General features: G+C 34.6%; 15 protein-coding genes. 8 read left to right on the plus strand and 7 right to left on the minus strand.

Going from position 1 to position 16,175, the window contains the following annotated elements:
* Positions 1–271 (minus strand): transposase (locus WOCAOBSORBRA_RS00750; protein ID WP_246165593.1); only part of this gene is annotated, 271 nt, incomplete at its 3' end.
* On the opposite strand from WOCAOBSORBRA_RS00750, the gene WOCAOBSORBRA_RS06225 reads away from it, so the two are divergent.
* Complete coding sequence (locus WOCAOBSORBRA_RS06225; RefSeq protein ID WP_246165594.1) at positions 167–511, plus strand: hypothetical protein; 345 nt, start codon at positions 167–169, stop codon at positions 509–511. The genes WOCAOBSORBRA_RS00750 and WOCAOBSORBRA_RS06225 overlap by 105 nt on opposite strands.
* 56 nt (positions 512–567) lie before the next feature.
* On the opposite strand, the gene nusB is transcribed toward WOCAOBSORBRA_RS06225, so the two are convergent.
* The 3 genes from nusB to yidC are packed head-to-tail and all read right to left on the minus strand — an operon-like array spanning position 568 to position 3,165.
* On the minus strand, positions 568–1,050 hold the full coding sequence (gene nusB / locus WOCAOBSORBRA_RS00760) for a transcription antitermination factor NusB (RefSeq protein ID WP_007549265.1): 483 nt from the start codon (positions 1,048–1,050) through the stop codon (positions 568–570).
* Positions 1,050–1,478 (minus strand): 6,7-dimethyl-8-ribityllumazine synthase, encoded by a 429-nt coding sequence (locus WOCAOBSORBRA_RS00765; RefSeq protein WP_174515695.1) that lies wholly within the window; start codon positions 1,476–1,478, stop codon positions 1,050–1,052. Before WOCAOBSORBRA_RS00765 ends, nusB begins: the two co-directional genes overlap by 1 nt.
* The gene (yidC, locus tag WOCAOBSORBRA_RS00770) at positions 1,456–3,165 is read right to left on the minus strand and encodes a membrane protein insertase YidC (protein WP_174515696.1); all 1,710 of its coding nucleotides are present in this window, start codon (positions 3,163–3,165) and stop codon (positions 1,456–1,458) included. The genes WOCAOBSORBRA_RS00765 and yidC overlap by 23 nt, the downstream gene beginning before the upstream one ends.
* A 134-nt stretch (positions 3,166–3,299) precedes the next feature.
* Between yidC and WOCAOBSORBRA_RS00775 the strand changes: the two genes are divergently transcribed.
* Entirely contained in the window at positions 3,300–3,815 is a 516-nt protein-coding gene (locus tag WOCAOBSORBRA_RS00775; RefSeq protein ID WP_006279648.1) for a TIGR02281 family clan AA aspartic protease, read from the plus strand.
* A gap of 6 nt (positions 3,816–3,821) precedes the next feature.
* Here WOCAOBSORBRA_RS00775 and secF read toward each other — a convergent pair whose 3' ends face one another.
* The 3 genes from secF to WOCAOBSORBRA_RS00790 all read right to left on the minus strand — a co-directional run bounded on the left by secF (position 3,822) and on the right by WOCAOBSORBRA_RS00790 (position 9,369).
* Positions 3,822–4,697, minus strand: coding sequence for a protein translocase subunit SecF (secF, locus tag WOCAOBSORBRA_RS00780; RefSeq protein WP_174515697.1), 876 nt, complete (start codon positions 4,695–4,697; stop codon positions 3,822–3,824).
* 200 nt (positions 4,698–4,897) lie between these two features.
* Positions 4,898–7,132: a hypothetical protein gene (locus WOCAOBSORBRA_RS00785; RefSeq protein ID WP_174515698.1), complete on the minus strand. Its 2,235-nt coding sequence runs from the start codon at positions 7,130–7,132 to the stop codon at positions 4,898–4,900.
* Positions 7,133–7,305: 173 nt separating this feature from the next.
* On the minus strand, positions 7,306–9,369 hold the full coding sequence (locus WOCAOBSORBRA_RS00790; RefSeq protein WP_458694634.1) for a cytochrome c-type biogenesis CcmF C-terminal domain-containing protein: 2,064 nt from the start codon (positions 9,367–9,369) through the stop codon (positions 7,306–7,308).
* On the opposite strand from WOCAOBSORBRA_RS00790, the gene WOCAOBSORBRA_RS06230 reads away from it, so the two are divergent.
* From WOCAOBSORBRA_RS06230 to typA, 6 genes are all read left to right on the plus strand, one after another.
* Positions 9,290–9,478 (plus strand): hypothetical protein, encoded by a 189-nt coding sequence (locus tag WOCAOBSORBRA_RS06230; protein WP_022626229.1) that lies wholly within the window; start codon positions 9,290–9,292, stop codon positions 9,476–9,478. The two genes, WOCAOBSORBRA_RS00790 and WOCAOBSORBRA_RS06230, sit on opposite strands and share 80 nt — an antisense overlap.
* 80 nt (positions 9,479–9,558) lie before the next feature.
* The gene (locus tag WOCAOBSORBRA_RS00795) at positions 9,559–10,800 is read left to right on the plus strand and encodes a hypothetical protein (protein WP_174515700.1); all 1,242 of its coding nucleotides are present in this window, start codon (positions 9,559–9,561) and stop codon (positions 10,798–10,800) included.
* 122 nt (positions 10,801–10,922) lie between these two features.
* Positions 10,923–12,248, plus strand: a complete 1,326-nt coding sequence (locus tag WOCAOBSORBRA_RS00800) for a dihydroorotase (protein WP_155968756.1) — start codon at positions 10,923–10,925, stop codon at positions 12,246–12,248.
* A 198-nt stretch (positions 12,249–12,446) separates the two neighbouring features.
* Positions 12,447–13,631 (plus strand): dicarboxylate/amino acid:cation symporter, encoded by a 1,185-nt coding sequence (locus WOCAOBSORBRA_RS00805; protein ID WP_155968759.1) that lies wholly within the window; start codon positions 12,447–12,449, stop codon positions 13,629–13,631.
* 3 nt (positions 13,632–13,634) lie between these two features.
* Positions 13,635–14,231, plus strand: a complete 597-nt coding sequence (pyrE, locus tag WOCAOBSORBRA_RS00810; protein WP_174515701.1) for an orotate phosphoribosyltransferase — start codon at positions 13,635–13,637, stop codon at positions 14,229–14,231.
* Between the two features lie 105 nt (positions 14,232–14,336).
* Positions 14,337–16,166, plus strand: coding sequence for a translational GTPase TypA (gene typA, locus WOCAOBSORBRA_RS00815; protein ID WP_015588882.1), 1,830 nt, complete (start codon positions 14,337–14,339; stop codon positions 16,164–16,166).
* Positions 16,167–16,175: the final 9 nt, after the last annotated feature.

Consider the following 16,175-nt stretch of genomic DNA (forward strand, 5'->3'; position numbering starts at 1 on the left):
TATTTTTATCAATTCTGCAATCATTTATCTTAATATTAAGTTTCTTAAACCTTCTTGATGCTTGTGAATAGCTGATAACTGCCAAATCTCTTCCTATTTGTTGCAAATACCCTTTTATAAACCCGACTGTTTGTCTTAAACCAATTCTAAAGAAACTGACGATTATATGCACCAAAATCACAACTTTATCACTATAAATATAGTTGCCGCCCTGCATTTTTGGACAATTCTCGTACCAATTTTCTATGGCGTCATTGATATAACAAAAAATGCTTCCTCTTTCTTGGAGAAATTTGTTATATTCATGGCAGTTACTGACTCTCATTTTTTGTGGCATATTTTTTCTTCAACAGTTAAATGGCTATTTATAATGAATTTTGTCAGTAACTGCCAGTTCTTTTCACTTGAGCGATGCAACAAAGCCCACTGGGATCCAGCTTTTGATCGAAAATGTTGTATAGTGCATAATCAATTTTTCTGGATTCCAGTGTCAAGCACTGGGATCTGGTAGACAATGTTCATACAGCAGCTACTCGGATGACACCTTGTGCTTGCTGGCTATAATTGCTAAGGATTTTTATTTAATTTAACTGCATCTTTTGCCTTATCCAATAACCCATTAATAAAACCAATTTCGCTTGGTTTATCAAGTAAATCAGATGCAATGTTAGTATATTCATTAATGACAACTGGAACTGGCGTATCACAATTAGCTAACTCACATATTGCAACACGCAAAATAGATAAGCTTATAAGATTTAACCGTGAAAGGGACCAACTTGGGTGTAAATAAGACTCTATTATTTTATCATATTCTTCACTGCTTTTTATAACCTTATATAACAAGTTTTCTAAGAACTGATGTTCAAATTCTTCACATTCAAATATATCTTTCAACTTATTTATGTAGTCCTTAAGCTCACAATTTTCCAGTTTAAAAGTGCTTTTGTTGTAACCTACGAAAATATTTGAATAAGCAATTTGTACAGCAAGAAATCTTGCCGTGCTTCTTTTTATGCGCCACTTTTTATCTACTGGTTTTTCCTCCATTATTTTAATTTATTGTGTAAATCTATCATACGCAAAACAGTTGAGGCTGCATGGCCACCAACGTTCTTTTTGTTTTTATCAGCTCTAACTAGCGCTTTATCTTTGCTGTCAGCGGTAATTACACCCATACCAAGGGGTATTGCATAATGCATAACAACCTCATTTAAGCCTTCAATTACTCCTTTACAAACATATTGATAATGATCGGTTTCACCGCGAATTACGCACCCAAGAGCTAAATAACCATCATAATTAGTATGCCCACTCTTGACTGCAAAAAGAATTGTAGCTGGTATCTCAAATGTACCAGGAACCTCAACTACATCGTAACTGGCATTACTGCCTTTTAATTTATCAATTGCACCTTCAAGCAAAAGGTTCGCTATTTCAGTATAATAAATTGAATTAACTATTAGTATTTTCAACATTCACCCCCACTTTTCTTGTTAAGAATACCTTGATTAAGGATTGTTGAATTAAAGTTATAATATTACTAAATATCCAATATATTACTAAGCCGGCAGGAAAAGAAGAAAAAATAAAGACAGAAATGTAAGGTAAAAACTTCATAACATTTACTTGAATATCATCTTTACTGGTTTGATCTTTCTCACTTAGCTTCTGCTGAATTATCATGGTGGCACCGAAAATTATAGGTAAAATGCCTATAGAAATAGGAAAGTTATAATTAAACAACCCAAATAATGTAAAGATGTTCGTTGGGTCAGGAGCTGAAAGATCCTTAATCCATAAAAAAAAAGGAGCATGCCTCATCTCTATAGTAACAAATAATACTTTATATAGAGCAAAAAATACCGGTATTTGTATTAGCATGGGAAAAATGCTCGACATTGGATTTACGTTGTTTCTCTTAAACAATGCAATTGTCTCTTTATGCTGCTTTAAGCTGTCATTTTTATACAACTCTTTTATACGAGTTAATTCAGGCTGCAGGCTTTTTACCTTAAACATCGAAATATATGATCTATTAGATAAGGAAAGCATCAAAAGTTTGATTACTAAAGTCAGCAATAATATTGCTAAGCCAAAATTTTTTAAAACGAAGTTAAAATATTCAAGCAGTAAAAACACTGGTTTAGTTATAAAGTAAAGAACACCAAAATCTACAGCTTTATCAAACAGGGGTATATTGAGAGTGTCCTTATAAGAATCCAGTAAATTCAACTTTTTTGCTCCAGCAAAAAAATAATTCACATTAGAAACGCTTGCACCAGGCAGTATGCTCTTGTAAGGTTTGACAAAATCTACTTGGAATTTATCAGTATTATTAACGTTTGTGTGTTTAATGCTTACATTTATTTTATCAGATTTTTCAGGTATGATGGCTGTGAGCCAGTATTTATCAGCAAAACCAAACCAATTTTTTTCACTCGTGCTTGCTTTTATTAAATGTTTTTTGGAAATATCCTTATATGTCCACTCCTCTAGTTTATTATCAAATGCACCCAGTACTCCTTCATGGGATATCCAATAAGATTCGTTGATATTGTCACGTTTACGGTTAATTTTACCATAAGGAACCAAAACTACATTATCCTTTGTATTATTTTCAACAACTTGCTCAACTTTAAACATGTAATTATCGTCGAGGTTAATTTTCATTCTAAATAAAATGCCATTCTCATTGTCCCAAGATAAATTGACCTCTTTTTGATTAAGTTTATCTGCTCGCCAGACTGCTTTAGAATCTGGAACTTTAATCTTGTTACTCGGATCGAGCCACCCAAATTCTGCAAAATATACATCTTTTGATTCTGCAGGTGACAGTAACACCACTTGTGGAGAAGAAGAACTCGGTTCTAAGTGGTAATTAGTTAAAATTAAGTCATCAAACCTTGCACCTTTCAGAGAAATTGATCCTTTAATCATGTTATTGGTTAAACTAACCCTCTGTTCTCGAGTAGAATTAATAATTTCAGAACGATTTTGGTATATTATAGGAGCAAGGTCGTTAAAAGATTCGATATGTTCAATATTTTCAATCAATGGCTGGTTTTGGTTTGTACTAAAAAAATTATCATAAATAATACGCCAAGACACCATGATTAACATGGAAAGGATAGCTGCCAAAATTAAACTTTTTGCTTCTGACATGAAATTAAATCAAACATATCTTCTTAAAGTGTATACTAAATATTGTACTAAAACAATGAAATTTACTTATTTTTAATAATAACTTTTAACGCTGATCTTTAAAATTTATTTTAATAGCTTCAAATTTTAACAATATGAACGCGGTGAAAAATCTAGTTATTTGGTTGCTAATAATAGCCACTACTGCAATGCTTATTGATTCACAAAGGGACAAACTAAGCGACAGATTTCTCAGTACTTTTTTACCATATAAAGGAAGAATTCAAAATAGCGGTCAGAATAGTGGAAGTATTGAATTTACGAAGTCATATGATGGACACTTTTATATTCAGGCTCAAGTCAATGATCGCAATATAACGTTTTTGCTTGATACTGGAGCAACCGATATTGTTCTATCACAAAAAGACGCATTACATGTTGGTATTAACTTACAAAATGTTCAGGATTTTAAAATATATGAAACTGCGAAAGGTCAAATAAAAGCTGGAGTGGTTCAAATACCTCAAGTTAAAATAGGAAATTTTTTGATTAATGATGTACAGGCAAGCGTTAACACTCATTCTATGTCTCATTCACTACTTGGAATGAGCTTTTTAAGGTATTTTCATTTCACTATAAGAGATAATAAGTTGATATTATACCGCGACTAAACACTTCTACAATCTACTTATCAAAGCTCTGTAGGTCAATATAGGAGCAGAAATAAATATTGCAGAACAAGTGCCAATCAAAATACCAAAAAAAATGATCAAGCTGAAGTCTTTCACTGCATCTGTGCAGATTAATGCCAAAGGAAGAGCAGCAAGAAGGGTTGTACCAGAAGTTAATATAGTGCGAAATAATGTAGCGTTGATACTTGCATCTACTACCTCACTCATCCGCCCACTTTTACCACTCCTGCGATACTCTCGAATCCGATCATATATAATTACTGAGTTATTGATTGAATAACCAATGACAGTAAGGAGAGCTGCAACTGATGAAATATTAAACTCAATGCCAGTTAGGCTAATAAAACCAACAGTTAAAATCACGTCATGAATCAGTGCTGTTATTCCACTGAATCCACATTGCCAATTAAATCTAAACCAAACGTAAAAAAATATTCCAACAATCGCGATCAACATGGATAACATTCCTTCAAATATTTGTGTTGAGCTTATTTGTGGGCCAACATAGTCTATTTTACGATAGCTTATTGAGCTCCCCAGCTTTTCTTCTAGTATGCTTTTTATCTTTTTGATTTTATCTTCATCTCCTTCATCTTTAAAACGCATGACTAAATTATCACCCGCTTTTGAACTCTGCACTGTAAAACCATTTTCTTTTAATGCATCGAGAATAGAGTGATTCTCATCTGAAGATTTTATCTCTATCAAAATTCCGCCTGCAAAGTCTATGCCTAAGTTCACTCCACGCAGTACAACAATGAGCATTGAAAAGATGATAAGAATAATGCTAACGAGTGCAGTCAAATCCCTATATTTACTAAATTTTATATTGAGGTTATCTGGAATGAGTCTAAGTGCCATGCTATTTACTTAAACTTGAATTTTATATACTTTTCAAAAAATTCACTAGTTTATTCTGTGATTGTTTGACTATGTAAATTTTTCTGTCAGTTGATTCTTGTCTGTCAATTAAGTTCTATCTAGTGCAAACTTTGCAATTTTGAAGTACATTACAAGAGCAAAATACCGCCAATTTGGCCCATCATTTTATCTCTGCAAGCTTATCCCCCCCTTGCTATGTTAGCAACGCAACCTAAGCTAGGTTCCTTCATAGCAGTGTTAGGTACACTGCCATATCTTTCAAAACTTTCATGGTCTATAGCTTCCTCAACACTTTTTCCTCCTAAAAGACAGTTTTCCCCTAAACTTTTTCCCCTATTTTTTAACTCATTAAACCTTGCTCTGTTTTCCCCATCAATCTCCACTTTTATTTTATTGCTGCCTTTCTCACTAGGACTTAGATAAATACTTATCTCTCCTACCTCAGTAGTAAAAGACATTTCAATACCACCTTTTGAGACATCCATGTAATTTCTTTTTCCCCCTATTTCTTCTACATTTTCAACTCTTACTATACTTTCTCCAATTTTGAGTATGCCAACTCTTAAATTTAAGTCTTTGGCTTTTTCATTGTTTAGGATTTCTGCAACTTCAACAATACTATCTTGCGAGTACTCTATACAAAAATATCTATTATCCTTGTCTACTCCTAATACATTTTGAGTCTGCTTGCTTTTGTTTACAATACTTTCATATGCTAAACCTTTTAGCTTGCTTTCAATTTCCTTACATTTCTCAGAAAGACCATCATCAAATCCATTACAAGTAACTATCTGCTCAAACTCATTCCCATCGAAAAAATTATGGCGTTTTACTTTCCCACCTTCTAACAATAAATTACTAACAATGCTTTTGATAATGTCCTCTTCAGACACTTCATTTTTTTTGTTACAGTTTTGATCTTCACTTTCTTTGTTACAGTTTTGACCTTTACTTTCTTTGTTACAGTTTTTATCTTTACTTTGATAGGGAAAGTTATCAAATACAAAAGTGTTACTTCTGTTACTTATATGACTACCACTAGTAAGATCTTTTATTTCTTCAAATACTGTATTTGTTACAGTTTTGTTACAACAACTACATTTTAAATTTAACATTACTTCTTTTTCTAAGTATTTAGCTACTATGCACTTAATACTTTCTGGAGTATTTTTTATATCTTTTTGTTCATTTTGTTCTGTTATACCTCTCACCTCCCCACAGCATTTATCAATCAGATCCTGTTTACTTTGAGTTAACGACATTTTTAGTTTCATAAAAAGTGAGTCTTTTAGAAAAGGATTATCATCTTCTAGGTCCCGATCATTTTCTGAATCCAAATCATCTGTTAACTCCATTGAATCAAGATTACCTGAACTATAGTACGAACCCTTTTTTGAGTCCGAACTATCTTCTGAGTTCCCATCACTATCTGACCAATTGTCAACTTTCGGAAATTCTGAGCTTTTCTGTTCACCTTCAAAAGTCTGATTACTACCGCCAGCGCCCTTTGTCAAATTTTCTTTACTTTCACAAGAATCACCTAAAGAATAGCCTTGACCCTCTTCTTGATCTGAAGCACTTAATTTGCTACAAGTCGCTTGACTATAATCATTGAAGTTATAACCTAAACCATTACTACCATGCTGTAAAGGATCGCTTTTAAAAATTTGTGGATTATTACTTCCGTCTGGCAAATTACCTGATAAACCAGTCTGATGATTATTTTCACCTACCCAACCATCAGTTGTTGTTGGAGTACATGCATTTCCTGTATATTTTTGGTTATTTTGTGCTTCTATTTTCCTCTTCTTGTACAACGGTTCAAACTGATCAATTTCAATCGATCGTACTCGTTTCCTTGAAGGAAAGTCCTCTGGAATCTGATCCTCATCGTCAGAATTGTGACCTGAATCACAAATTACATGATCATTGCAGGTAGAATTATGCTCTTGACTAATCAAGGAAAGCTGAATTAGATTGCTAAAAACAATATTATCTAGCTGTACTGAATCAGTACTTTCAAAAATTTGTGGATTATTACTTCCGTTTGGCAAATTACCTGATAAACCAGTCTGATGATTATTTTCACCTACCCAACCATCAGTTGGTGTGGGAATGCATATTCCTGTATATCTTTGGCTATCAAGAGAATCATTAGTTAATTGTACTGCTGTATAAGTTGTCCGGTCATCCTCATCATCGGAACTAATACCTGAATCATGGCCATCACCTTCTTCTGAATCTGAATCACCTGACCTATGATTATTACTGTTATCACTTGTACAAGAATCATCGGAGTGCTGTAGAGGAGTTTGTGCATTACTTTCAAGATTTTGATGCCAATCGCTGTAAGGCTCCTTAAAATCGAAAGCAGTGCGTATAGCTTTTTCCTTGCCTGATACCCCACCATTCATATTGTATAACCATTACTCACTAATCCCTTAGTGAATATCGTAATATATAGGTCTGTCAATAAAAAAATATAACTTTCTTTGGTTCTAACCTTTGCAAATCAGTATCTATAGCCCGGTAATTTCTCATATATTGCACTCTGGACCTAGGAGCGTTGTTAATAAATCCACGACAGCTAGACAACCTTCGCCCGTTTACTAAAAGGAAAAGCAGCAAAGAGCGAACCAAAAGCGATAAGAAAGGATCCAAGCCAGATTATAGACATTCCAGGTTTATAGTGCACTTTAGCTGCGATTTTGCTCTTACTCTTATCAATTTCTCCAATTACAACATAAATATCAGAAAATAAATTGTGGTAGATACTGCTTTCAACATTTTTCTGACCTTCCGCAAGGTAAAATCTATATTCAGGAGTTACTTCACCCAATATCTTGTTATTCAGCAAATTCCTGATATCCATTGTACCCCTCACTGCATGGAAATTTTTTTCTTTTATTAGCTCAATATTTCGTAAAGTAACTTTAAATTTATTGACTGTTATGCTATCCCCTATTTTTAAGTAATTTTCTTTTTTCTCCTGCCAACCAACTGAATAAGCTATACCAAGCACTAGAATTGCCACTCCAGCATGAGCTGCCATCATTGCATAGTAGGATTTAGAAACTTTTCTTGCTAATAAAATTGATTCACCAAATGCTACCTTAAATAAACAAATTCTTTTACTGTATGCTTCTAAAACAAAGATTAATAATGCTATGGAGATAGTAATTGATAGCACAATTATTAGCTCCATGTGAAAAATAAACGGCAAAATAGCTGCAGCACTACAAAATGAAAATCTATATTCACGGAATATTGGCAATAGACTATTTCCCTGCCAACTGCAGTATTGCCCAATTATCGTGAGGGCTAGAATAGCCAGTGCAATAGGATTAAATAAAGAATTGTAATATGGTGCTCCAACTGAAATTAATTCACCGGTTAAATATTCGAGCACTGTAGGGTATAAAGTGCCAACGAACACAATGAAAAAGGCAGTGATGAATAATAAATTGTTCATCAGCATCATCGTAAGGCGTGAAAAGAATCTTCTACCCTCTGTCACTTGAGTAGCAGGTTTCTTTTCAGATTCCAGTGTCAAGCATTGGAATGACATCGCAGACGTGTGATTTTTTCTCGTAAATACTACAAATATTACTAAGCTACTGACTGTAATTACACCAAGTAGAGCTAATATATACAGTCCATACCTTGGATCATCTGCAAACGTGTGCACTGAGGTGAGTATTCCTGAGCGGACTAGAAATGTTCCAGTCACACTCAATATAAAAGTTGTAAGCGTAAGTAAAATAGCAAAGTTCTTTAAAACATTGAAATTCCGTACCACGAGCAACAAATGTGTCAGCGCTACTGCAATTAGCCACGGCATCAAAGAAACGTTTTCCACTGGATCCCAAAACCAAAATCCACCCCACCCAAGTTCGCGATATGCCCACCAGCTACCCAAGCTGATGCCCAAAGTGAGCAGCGACCAAGAAATAAGTACCCAAGGCCTGACAATTTTAGCCCAAACATTTCCTTCAACTTTTGCAATTAATCCAGCTATAGAGAGCGAAAAAGGAACGCTAAACCCAAGGTACCCCAAATATAATATCGGTGGATGAATAGCAAGGCCTATATCTTGCAATATCGGATTAAAACCCAGTCCATCTGTTTCAATGCCTGGCATTTTAGTGAAGGGGCTGGATTCAAGTAAAGTGAACAGTAAAAAACAAAAGCAAATCAAGCCTTGGGTGATAAGAGATATTTTTTTTAATTTACTACCATTAGTTCGTTCTGGTGTCATTCCAGTGCTTGACACTGGAATCCAGTTTTTATTATACTGCCATTTGATGTACTCATTTGCAATTAAATTGTCTGGATCCAAGTAGTCAAGCACTGGGATGACAGAAGGTATATAAATATCCATTAGTAATAAATACATGGTGAGCACTAAGGTCCAAAGCAACATAGATCCTTCTTTATTTCCCCAAACACCACAAATCTTGTAGATCAAAGGTTTTGTTGTGTGTGAGTGGTAGTATACGTTTTCAAGTGAAAAATCATTTGTAATGTGGCAGTAGATCAAAATAGCCATTGATGTTGATACACAAAAAAATATGGCAGTGGTAATAAACCGACAAGAACTAAGCGGTAAAAACAAATATGTCAAAGACAATAAGCAGGCTAGCAATAGCAATATATTCCCAAGTTCAGGCATAAAAAATTATAGTTTTTATATAAACAATATTACTGATGATAAGTTAGAAGTTAAAGTGTTAATTGATGCTAGCATAATGCTCCCGTAGTTAGCTGTGCTAGTATTAATTAAAAATTAAATATTAAATCTTTATACTTTTATAGATAGCGTTAATATTGAGGTAACATTGTGGGTACAACTAAGATTAGTAAATTTCCATTCAATATAAAAGGTAAAGTGGCAAAACAACATGCCAAACCAATAATCGAAAAAAATCTCTATACTATTTTAGGATTCAAAGATATAGAAGATTTTGAAAATAAGACAAGTAAACTTGTTAATAAAAAAGTTTGGCAATCATTTGTTGACTGCTTTGCAAAAGAAATAGATTATGCAGCAACCGAAGAAGTTGTAAAAAACATCGTTTGTAACATTGCAAAGAGTGATCAAGGTAATGCTTTTACCAAAACTGAACATCTCATATTAAATGAAAAGCAAGATAATAAAAAGAGAGAAAAAGCGATTAGAAAAGCTATTAGTATTTTGAGAAAAATCAATCCAGAAAAAGCCTTTAATGAACTTTCAGTAATAAAAAAACAAGCTGAAGATTTTTTACAAACCGATTTTTGTAAAGCACAGAGTAAATCACTTCAAGGATTTGCTCCCTCTGGTGGACAGCTCTTTGCGGAAACTCTGAAATATATAGAAACACTAGAAAGATTATCCGAAGTAAAAAAAGAAGGGCTAGTTAGAGATTTCTTGTTAAATCATGTTAGTTTATTGAATAAAAAGTATCCTAAATCACAAGGTAAAAGGGAAGATGCTATAACAATACTATCAAATGATGAGTTGAAGAATTTTTACAATAAAGGTGTAAAAGAAGGAATGTTACAACCAATGGCATCTTACAAAGGATGCAGAAACCTGTATGACAAAATGAACCAGATAAAAAATGAATCCAAAAGTATAATTAAAAGAGAAGAACGGGAAGAAAATTTAAAGAAAATAGATAAGTCGATAATCAGCGCAATTAATGACATAAAAAAACATAGAGAAGCAATCCTTAACTGTAAAGACTTTCAAAATTCTTACATAAAAGAGAAAAAAGAACATCCATTTAGAGGCAACGCATGTCAAAAAATGATTGATATATATCAAGAGAGAATTGTTGGATATCAGGAGAAAATTCGTCAAAACTTAAACCAAATAAAAGCGATATTAAAAAGTGCGCCGCAAGAAATGGATGATGTGGAAGAATTCGAGGAAATAATTGATGATATACATGAAGCAAAGCAGTGTGATGAAATTTTTGATTCAGCTTTAATTTGTTTATCGAACATACAGAATGAGCTAGATATTCAGCTGGAAAATCCTTCAACAGAACTCAGAGCTTCACACATTAACGTTAAAACTGAGCTAACTAGGTTATAAGAACCAAATCTTTAGGATAATGAAAGCACTTTAATTCAAGACAGCTCTTAGTCTGTGTTTTAATTTGGTTGTGTTTTATTAAAAAAACTTTAGATTTATTTTATAATCGATACTCAAATATAATGACTCAAACTTGGGATTTGTTGCAAACAGGGCAAAAGGAAGGCTATAAAATTGCGTATACTAATGCTCGTATTATCGACCCGGAAACTAAACTTGATATAAAAGGTTCATTATTGACTGAAGGGGATAAAATTGTTGACTTTGGTGAATCATTATTTTCAACAAGTGGAGTTGATGAAACAATAGACTGTAAAGGGCTTGTTCTAATGCCAGGCCTTATTGACATTCACGTACATTTTCGTGAACCAGGCCAGGAACATAAAGAAACTATATATACAGGTAGCAAATCTGCAGCTGCAGGAGGCGTTACAACTGTAGTTTGTCAGCCAAACACTGTTCCAGCAATTGATAGCGTTGTTTTGGCTAAATATTTGAAATATAGAGCATTTGAAACTTCGCATGTGAATGTTGAATTTTACGCTAAAATCACCACTTCGGAAGAACACCTGACTGAAATGGCACTTTTAAAGGAAGCAGGTGCGGTTGGGTTCACTGATGATGGCATGCCAGTTATGAACCCAATGATTATGAGACAGGCGCTGCTTTATTCAAGTATGCTGGGTGTTCCTATTGCTCAACATGCAGAAGATTTAAATTTATCAGCAGGTGGTGCAATCAACGAAGGTAAAATTTCTGAAGAATTGGGAGTAAAGGGGATCTTAAGTGCGTCAGAATCGGTTATGGTAAGTCGCGATATACTGCTCATGAAAGATATGGAGAATGTGCACTACCATATTCTACATGTCTCTTCAAAAGATTCACTTGATGCTATTAAACGTGCAAAAGATTTGGGATTAAATGTTACGTGCGAAGTAACCCCTCATCACTTCACTTTGACTGAAGATATAGTAAAACAACATGGGGCAATTGCAAAAATGAACCCGCCACTTCGCACTGAAGAAGACCGTTTAGCTATGGTTGAAGGTTTAAAGACAGGTGTGATTGATTGCATTGCAACCGATCATGCTCCGCATGATCGTAGTTCTAAAGATCTGCCACTTGAAAATGCTGCATTTGGTATTGTTGGTCTTGAAACAATGCTGCCCCTTTCACTTGAACTCTATCACAGTGGGCAAATGGGTCTACTTGATGTGCTCGCAAAATTGACATATAAGCCTGCAGATATAATACACATACCACGTGGTCGTATACAAAAAAACCTTGCTGCAGACTTAATTTTAGTTGACCTCAATCATGAATGGGAAATTAAAACTGACAACTTTGCTAGTAAATCAAAGAATTCTCCTTTCGATGGTCGCAAAGTAAAAGGACACGTAGTACGTACTGTTGTGTCCGGCAAAACTATATACTCGCAGAAGAGTTAGTTATCATATCTTATCTATTCCAATTTGTTATCACCAGAATGGGCTAAGTGCACCTAAATTTAAATTAAGAAATCTTACACTGTCTCCGAATAAACACATCCTCTTATCTTTCCCTAATCTGTAAAGTTATTTTGTCTATCAATCTGATTCCAAAACAGCAAAATTATTGTATAATGTTACTTTGAAGTTTTATTTTCAATGCACAAGTTTGCAATACTTTTTTCTATACTGCTTGCAATAGTTGCTTACTACCTAAACAATGAAATCATATTTGAAATAGCAAAGCTATTTAGTGATATCTTTATCAGCTTGCTCAAATTAATAAGCTTACCTCTGGTTTTTTTATCCATAGTTTCCACAATTTCCGGGCTCAAAGACTCAATTGAAATCAAAGTCTTAGTTAAGAAAACACTATTTTATACTCTGCTTACAACTATTATAGCTGCGTTTGTTGCATTATCGTTTTATTTGTTAATAGATCCAGCAAGAAAAAATTTCATAAGTAATACAATAGGGAGTATTAACAGCAATAACCACAGTTATTTTTCATATTTAAAATCACTCATTCCTTCTAATTTTGTGCAAGTTTTTCTTGAAAATAATATGATTGGTAGCATATTAATCGCTTTTTTGATGGGTGGAGCTATTGTTTCACTTTCAAAAGAAAAGCAGGATATATTACATCAAATATTCTCTGCACTTTTTGATACGCTACTTAAAATTGCTCAGGGGTTACTAAAATTCATTCCGCTTGCTGTGTGGTCCTTTATCACATGTTTTTTGCATGAATTAAAAGGCGGTAGTGAGTTCTACAATCTTTTATGGTATTTTGTTTGCATAATGTCTGCAAATTTTGTGCAGGCATTTCTGATTTTACCGCTATTTATGTGGTATAAAGGCATATCACCAATTCAAACGCTGAAAGGGGTTATGCCAGCACTCACACTTGCGTTTTTTTCTAAATCATCCAGTGCAACATTGCCAACAACTATAGAATGTGTGCAGAACAAGCTAAAGGTGCCAAAGAAATTATCGTCTTTTATTTTACCAATATGCACAACAATTAACATGAATGCATGTGCTGCATTTATACTAATCACTGTAATGTTTGTTGCAGAAATGAACGGATACGTATTTTCCTTAAGCGAAATGTTGATATGGATTTTTTTAGCTACAGGGGCTGCAATTGGTAACGCTGGAGTGCCGATGGGGTGCTATTTTATGGCAACCAGTTATCTCATGTCGATGAATGTTCCTCTGCATATTATGGGACTGATTTTGCCTATTTATACAATCATCGATATGTTTGAAACTGCAATAAATGTGTGGTCTGATGTTTGTATCACTCAGATAATTAATAAAGAATGTAATAGTGAAACTTAAAAAATGATATTAGACGAAAATAACCTAATAATAAAAGAATTTAAAGAAGCAGAAGCAATTTTGCATGGGCATTTTGTTTTATCATCCGGGCTGCATAGTGACACATACATACAGTGTGCGAAGATTTTTGAAAATCCAAGCAGAGCCATGAAAGTTTGCGCATTATTAGCAGATAAAATAAAAAAAGAATTAAATAGCTCCATAGATTTAATATTATCTCCTGCAATTGGTGGAATAATTGTGGGTTATGAGATTGGCAGGCAGCTTGGAGTAAAGACAATGTTTTGCGAGCGCGTTAATGGTAAGTTTGAATTACGCCGTGGATTTAAGATCAAAAAGGGTGAGAAAATATTGCTCATTGAAGATGTAATAACCACAGGTAAATCTTCACTTGAAGCAGTGGAATGTGCAGAAGGGGAAGGAGGTAAAGTTGTTGCTGAAGCTTCTTTGATAAAGAGAAATAGTGAAACGAAACTGCCTTTTCCTGTCATATCTTTGATTGAACTGAACATCAAAAACTACAGCGAGGAAGAACTTCCAAGTGAATTAAAACAACTACCCATAACAAAACCTGGGAGTAGGGAATATTTAACAAAGTAATCCTATAATATCTTGGAAACACAGCATTTATACACAGCTTTAGTTATTTACTCCAAGTGTATTTTATGTATACTTATTACTAAATTAATTTTGAAATGATAGAAAATGAACGAATTTAAATCGATCCGAAATATAGCAATAATCGCACACGTTGACCACGGTAAAACTACTTTACTTGATAACATGTTAAAACAAAGTGGCACATTCCGCGAGAATCAAGAAGTTCAAGAACGAGTTATGGATAGTGGCGACCAAGAACGTGAGCGCGGGATTACAATACTTGCAAAATGCACATCAATAATGTGGGGTGATGAAAAAATCAATATTATTGATACGCCAGGGCACGCAGACTTTGGTGGAGAAGTAGAAAGGGTATTGTGCATGGCAGATGGTGTGTTGCTGCTGGTTGATGCTGCAGAAGGTCCCATGCCACAAACTAAATTTGTGTTGTCAAAAGCACTAAAAGCAAATCTGAAGCCAATTGTAATAATCAATAAGGTCGACCGACCAGACAGCAGAATTGATGAAGTACTAAATGAAATATATGAGTTATTTTTTAACCTTGATGCAACCAACGAGCAGCTAGATTTTCCAGTGTTGTATGCTTCAGGTAGAAATGGTTGGTGTGCTAAGGAGCTTTCTGATGAAAGAAAAGATTTAAGCCCATTATTTTCAACGGTTATAGATTATATAAAACCTTCTGTTTATGATCAAAATGCACCTTTTGCTATGTTGGTCACTCTACTTGAGTCTGATAAGTTTCTTGGCAGAATATTGACAGGAAAGGTTTATCAGGGTGTTGCACAAGTTAATTCAGATCTTAAGGTGCTTGACCTCGATGGCAAAGTAATTGAACGAGGAAGATTAACTAAGTTGCTCTCATTTTCTGGCTTGAAACGCATTCCAGTAGAACAAGCTGTAGCGGGAGACATAATTGCAATTGCAGGACTTGAGGAAGCTTCAGTTTCAGACACTATAGCAGCACCAGAGGTTACAACTGCAGTAAGCTCAACTCCAGTTGATCCGCCGACAATGGCGATTACTCTAAGCGTTAATGATTCGCCTTTTGCTGGACAAGAAGGTACAAAGCTTACCTCAACTGCTATAAAGGATCGCTTATACGCGGAGGCAGAAACAAATGTTGCAATTACTGTGACTTTGGCACCAAGCGGTGAAGCATTTGAAGTAGGTGGGCGTGGTGAGTTACAGCTTGGAGTGTTAATTGAAAATATGAGGAGAGAAGGTTTTGAGCTTTCGGTATCACGCCCTCGCGTGTTATTTAAAGAAGAAGGCGGTAAAAAACTTGAACCTATAGAGGAAGTAGTAATTGATGTAGATGATGAATATAGTGGAATCATCATGGAAAAACTCAGCTTCCGTAAAGGTGAAGTAACTGACATGAGACCTTCTGGTAATGGCAGGACAAGATTAACGTTTTTAGTGCCATCAAGAGGATTAATCGGTTATCAAGGAGAGTTTTTAACTGATTCTCGTGGCACAGGCATAATTAACCGTTTATTTCACAGTTATGCTCCACATAGAGGTCCAATTTCTGGAAGGCGCAATGGAGTTTTAATTTCTACAGATAAGGGTGAGGCTGTGGCATATGCAATTTTCAATTTGCAAGACAGGGGAATTATGTTTATTAAGCCACAGGATAAGGTATATTGTGGCATGGTTGTCGGCCAGCATAGCCGTGACAATGATTTGGAGATAAATGTGTTAAAGGGTAAGCAATTAACAAACGTAAGAGCTTCAGGTAGTGATGAAGCTATAAAGCTCACTCCACCAAAGATAATGACACTGGAGGATATGATAGCGTATATAGATGATGATGAATTGGTGGAAGTAACTCCAAAATCTATACGTTTACGCAAGAAATTCCTTGATCCAAATGAACGTAAGCGTGCAGGAAGGGCAAAGAATAAGGAGTAATCAGAGGTT

Origin of the sequence: Wolbachia endosymbiont of Cardiocondyla obscurior, from assembly GCF_902713635.1 — a bacterium.
GTDB classification, from domain to species: domain Bacteria; phylum Pseudomonadota; class Alphaproteobacteria; order Rickettsiales; family Anaplasmataceae; genus Wolbachia; species Wolbachia pipientis.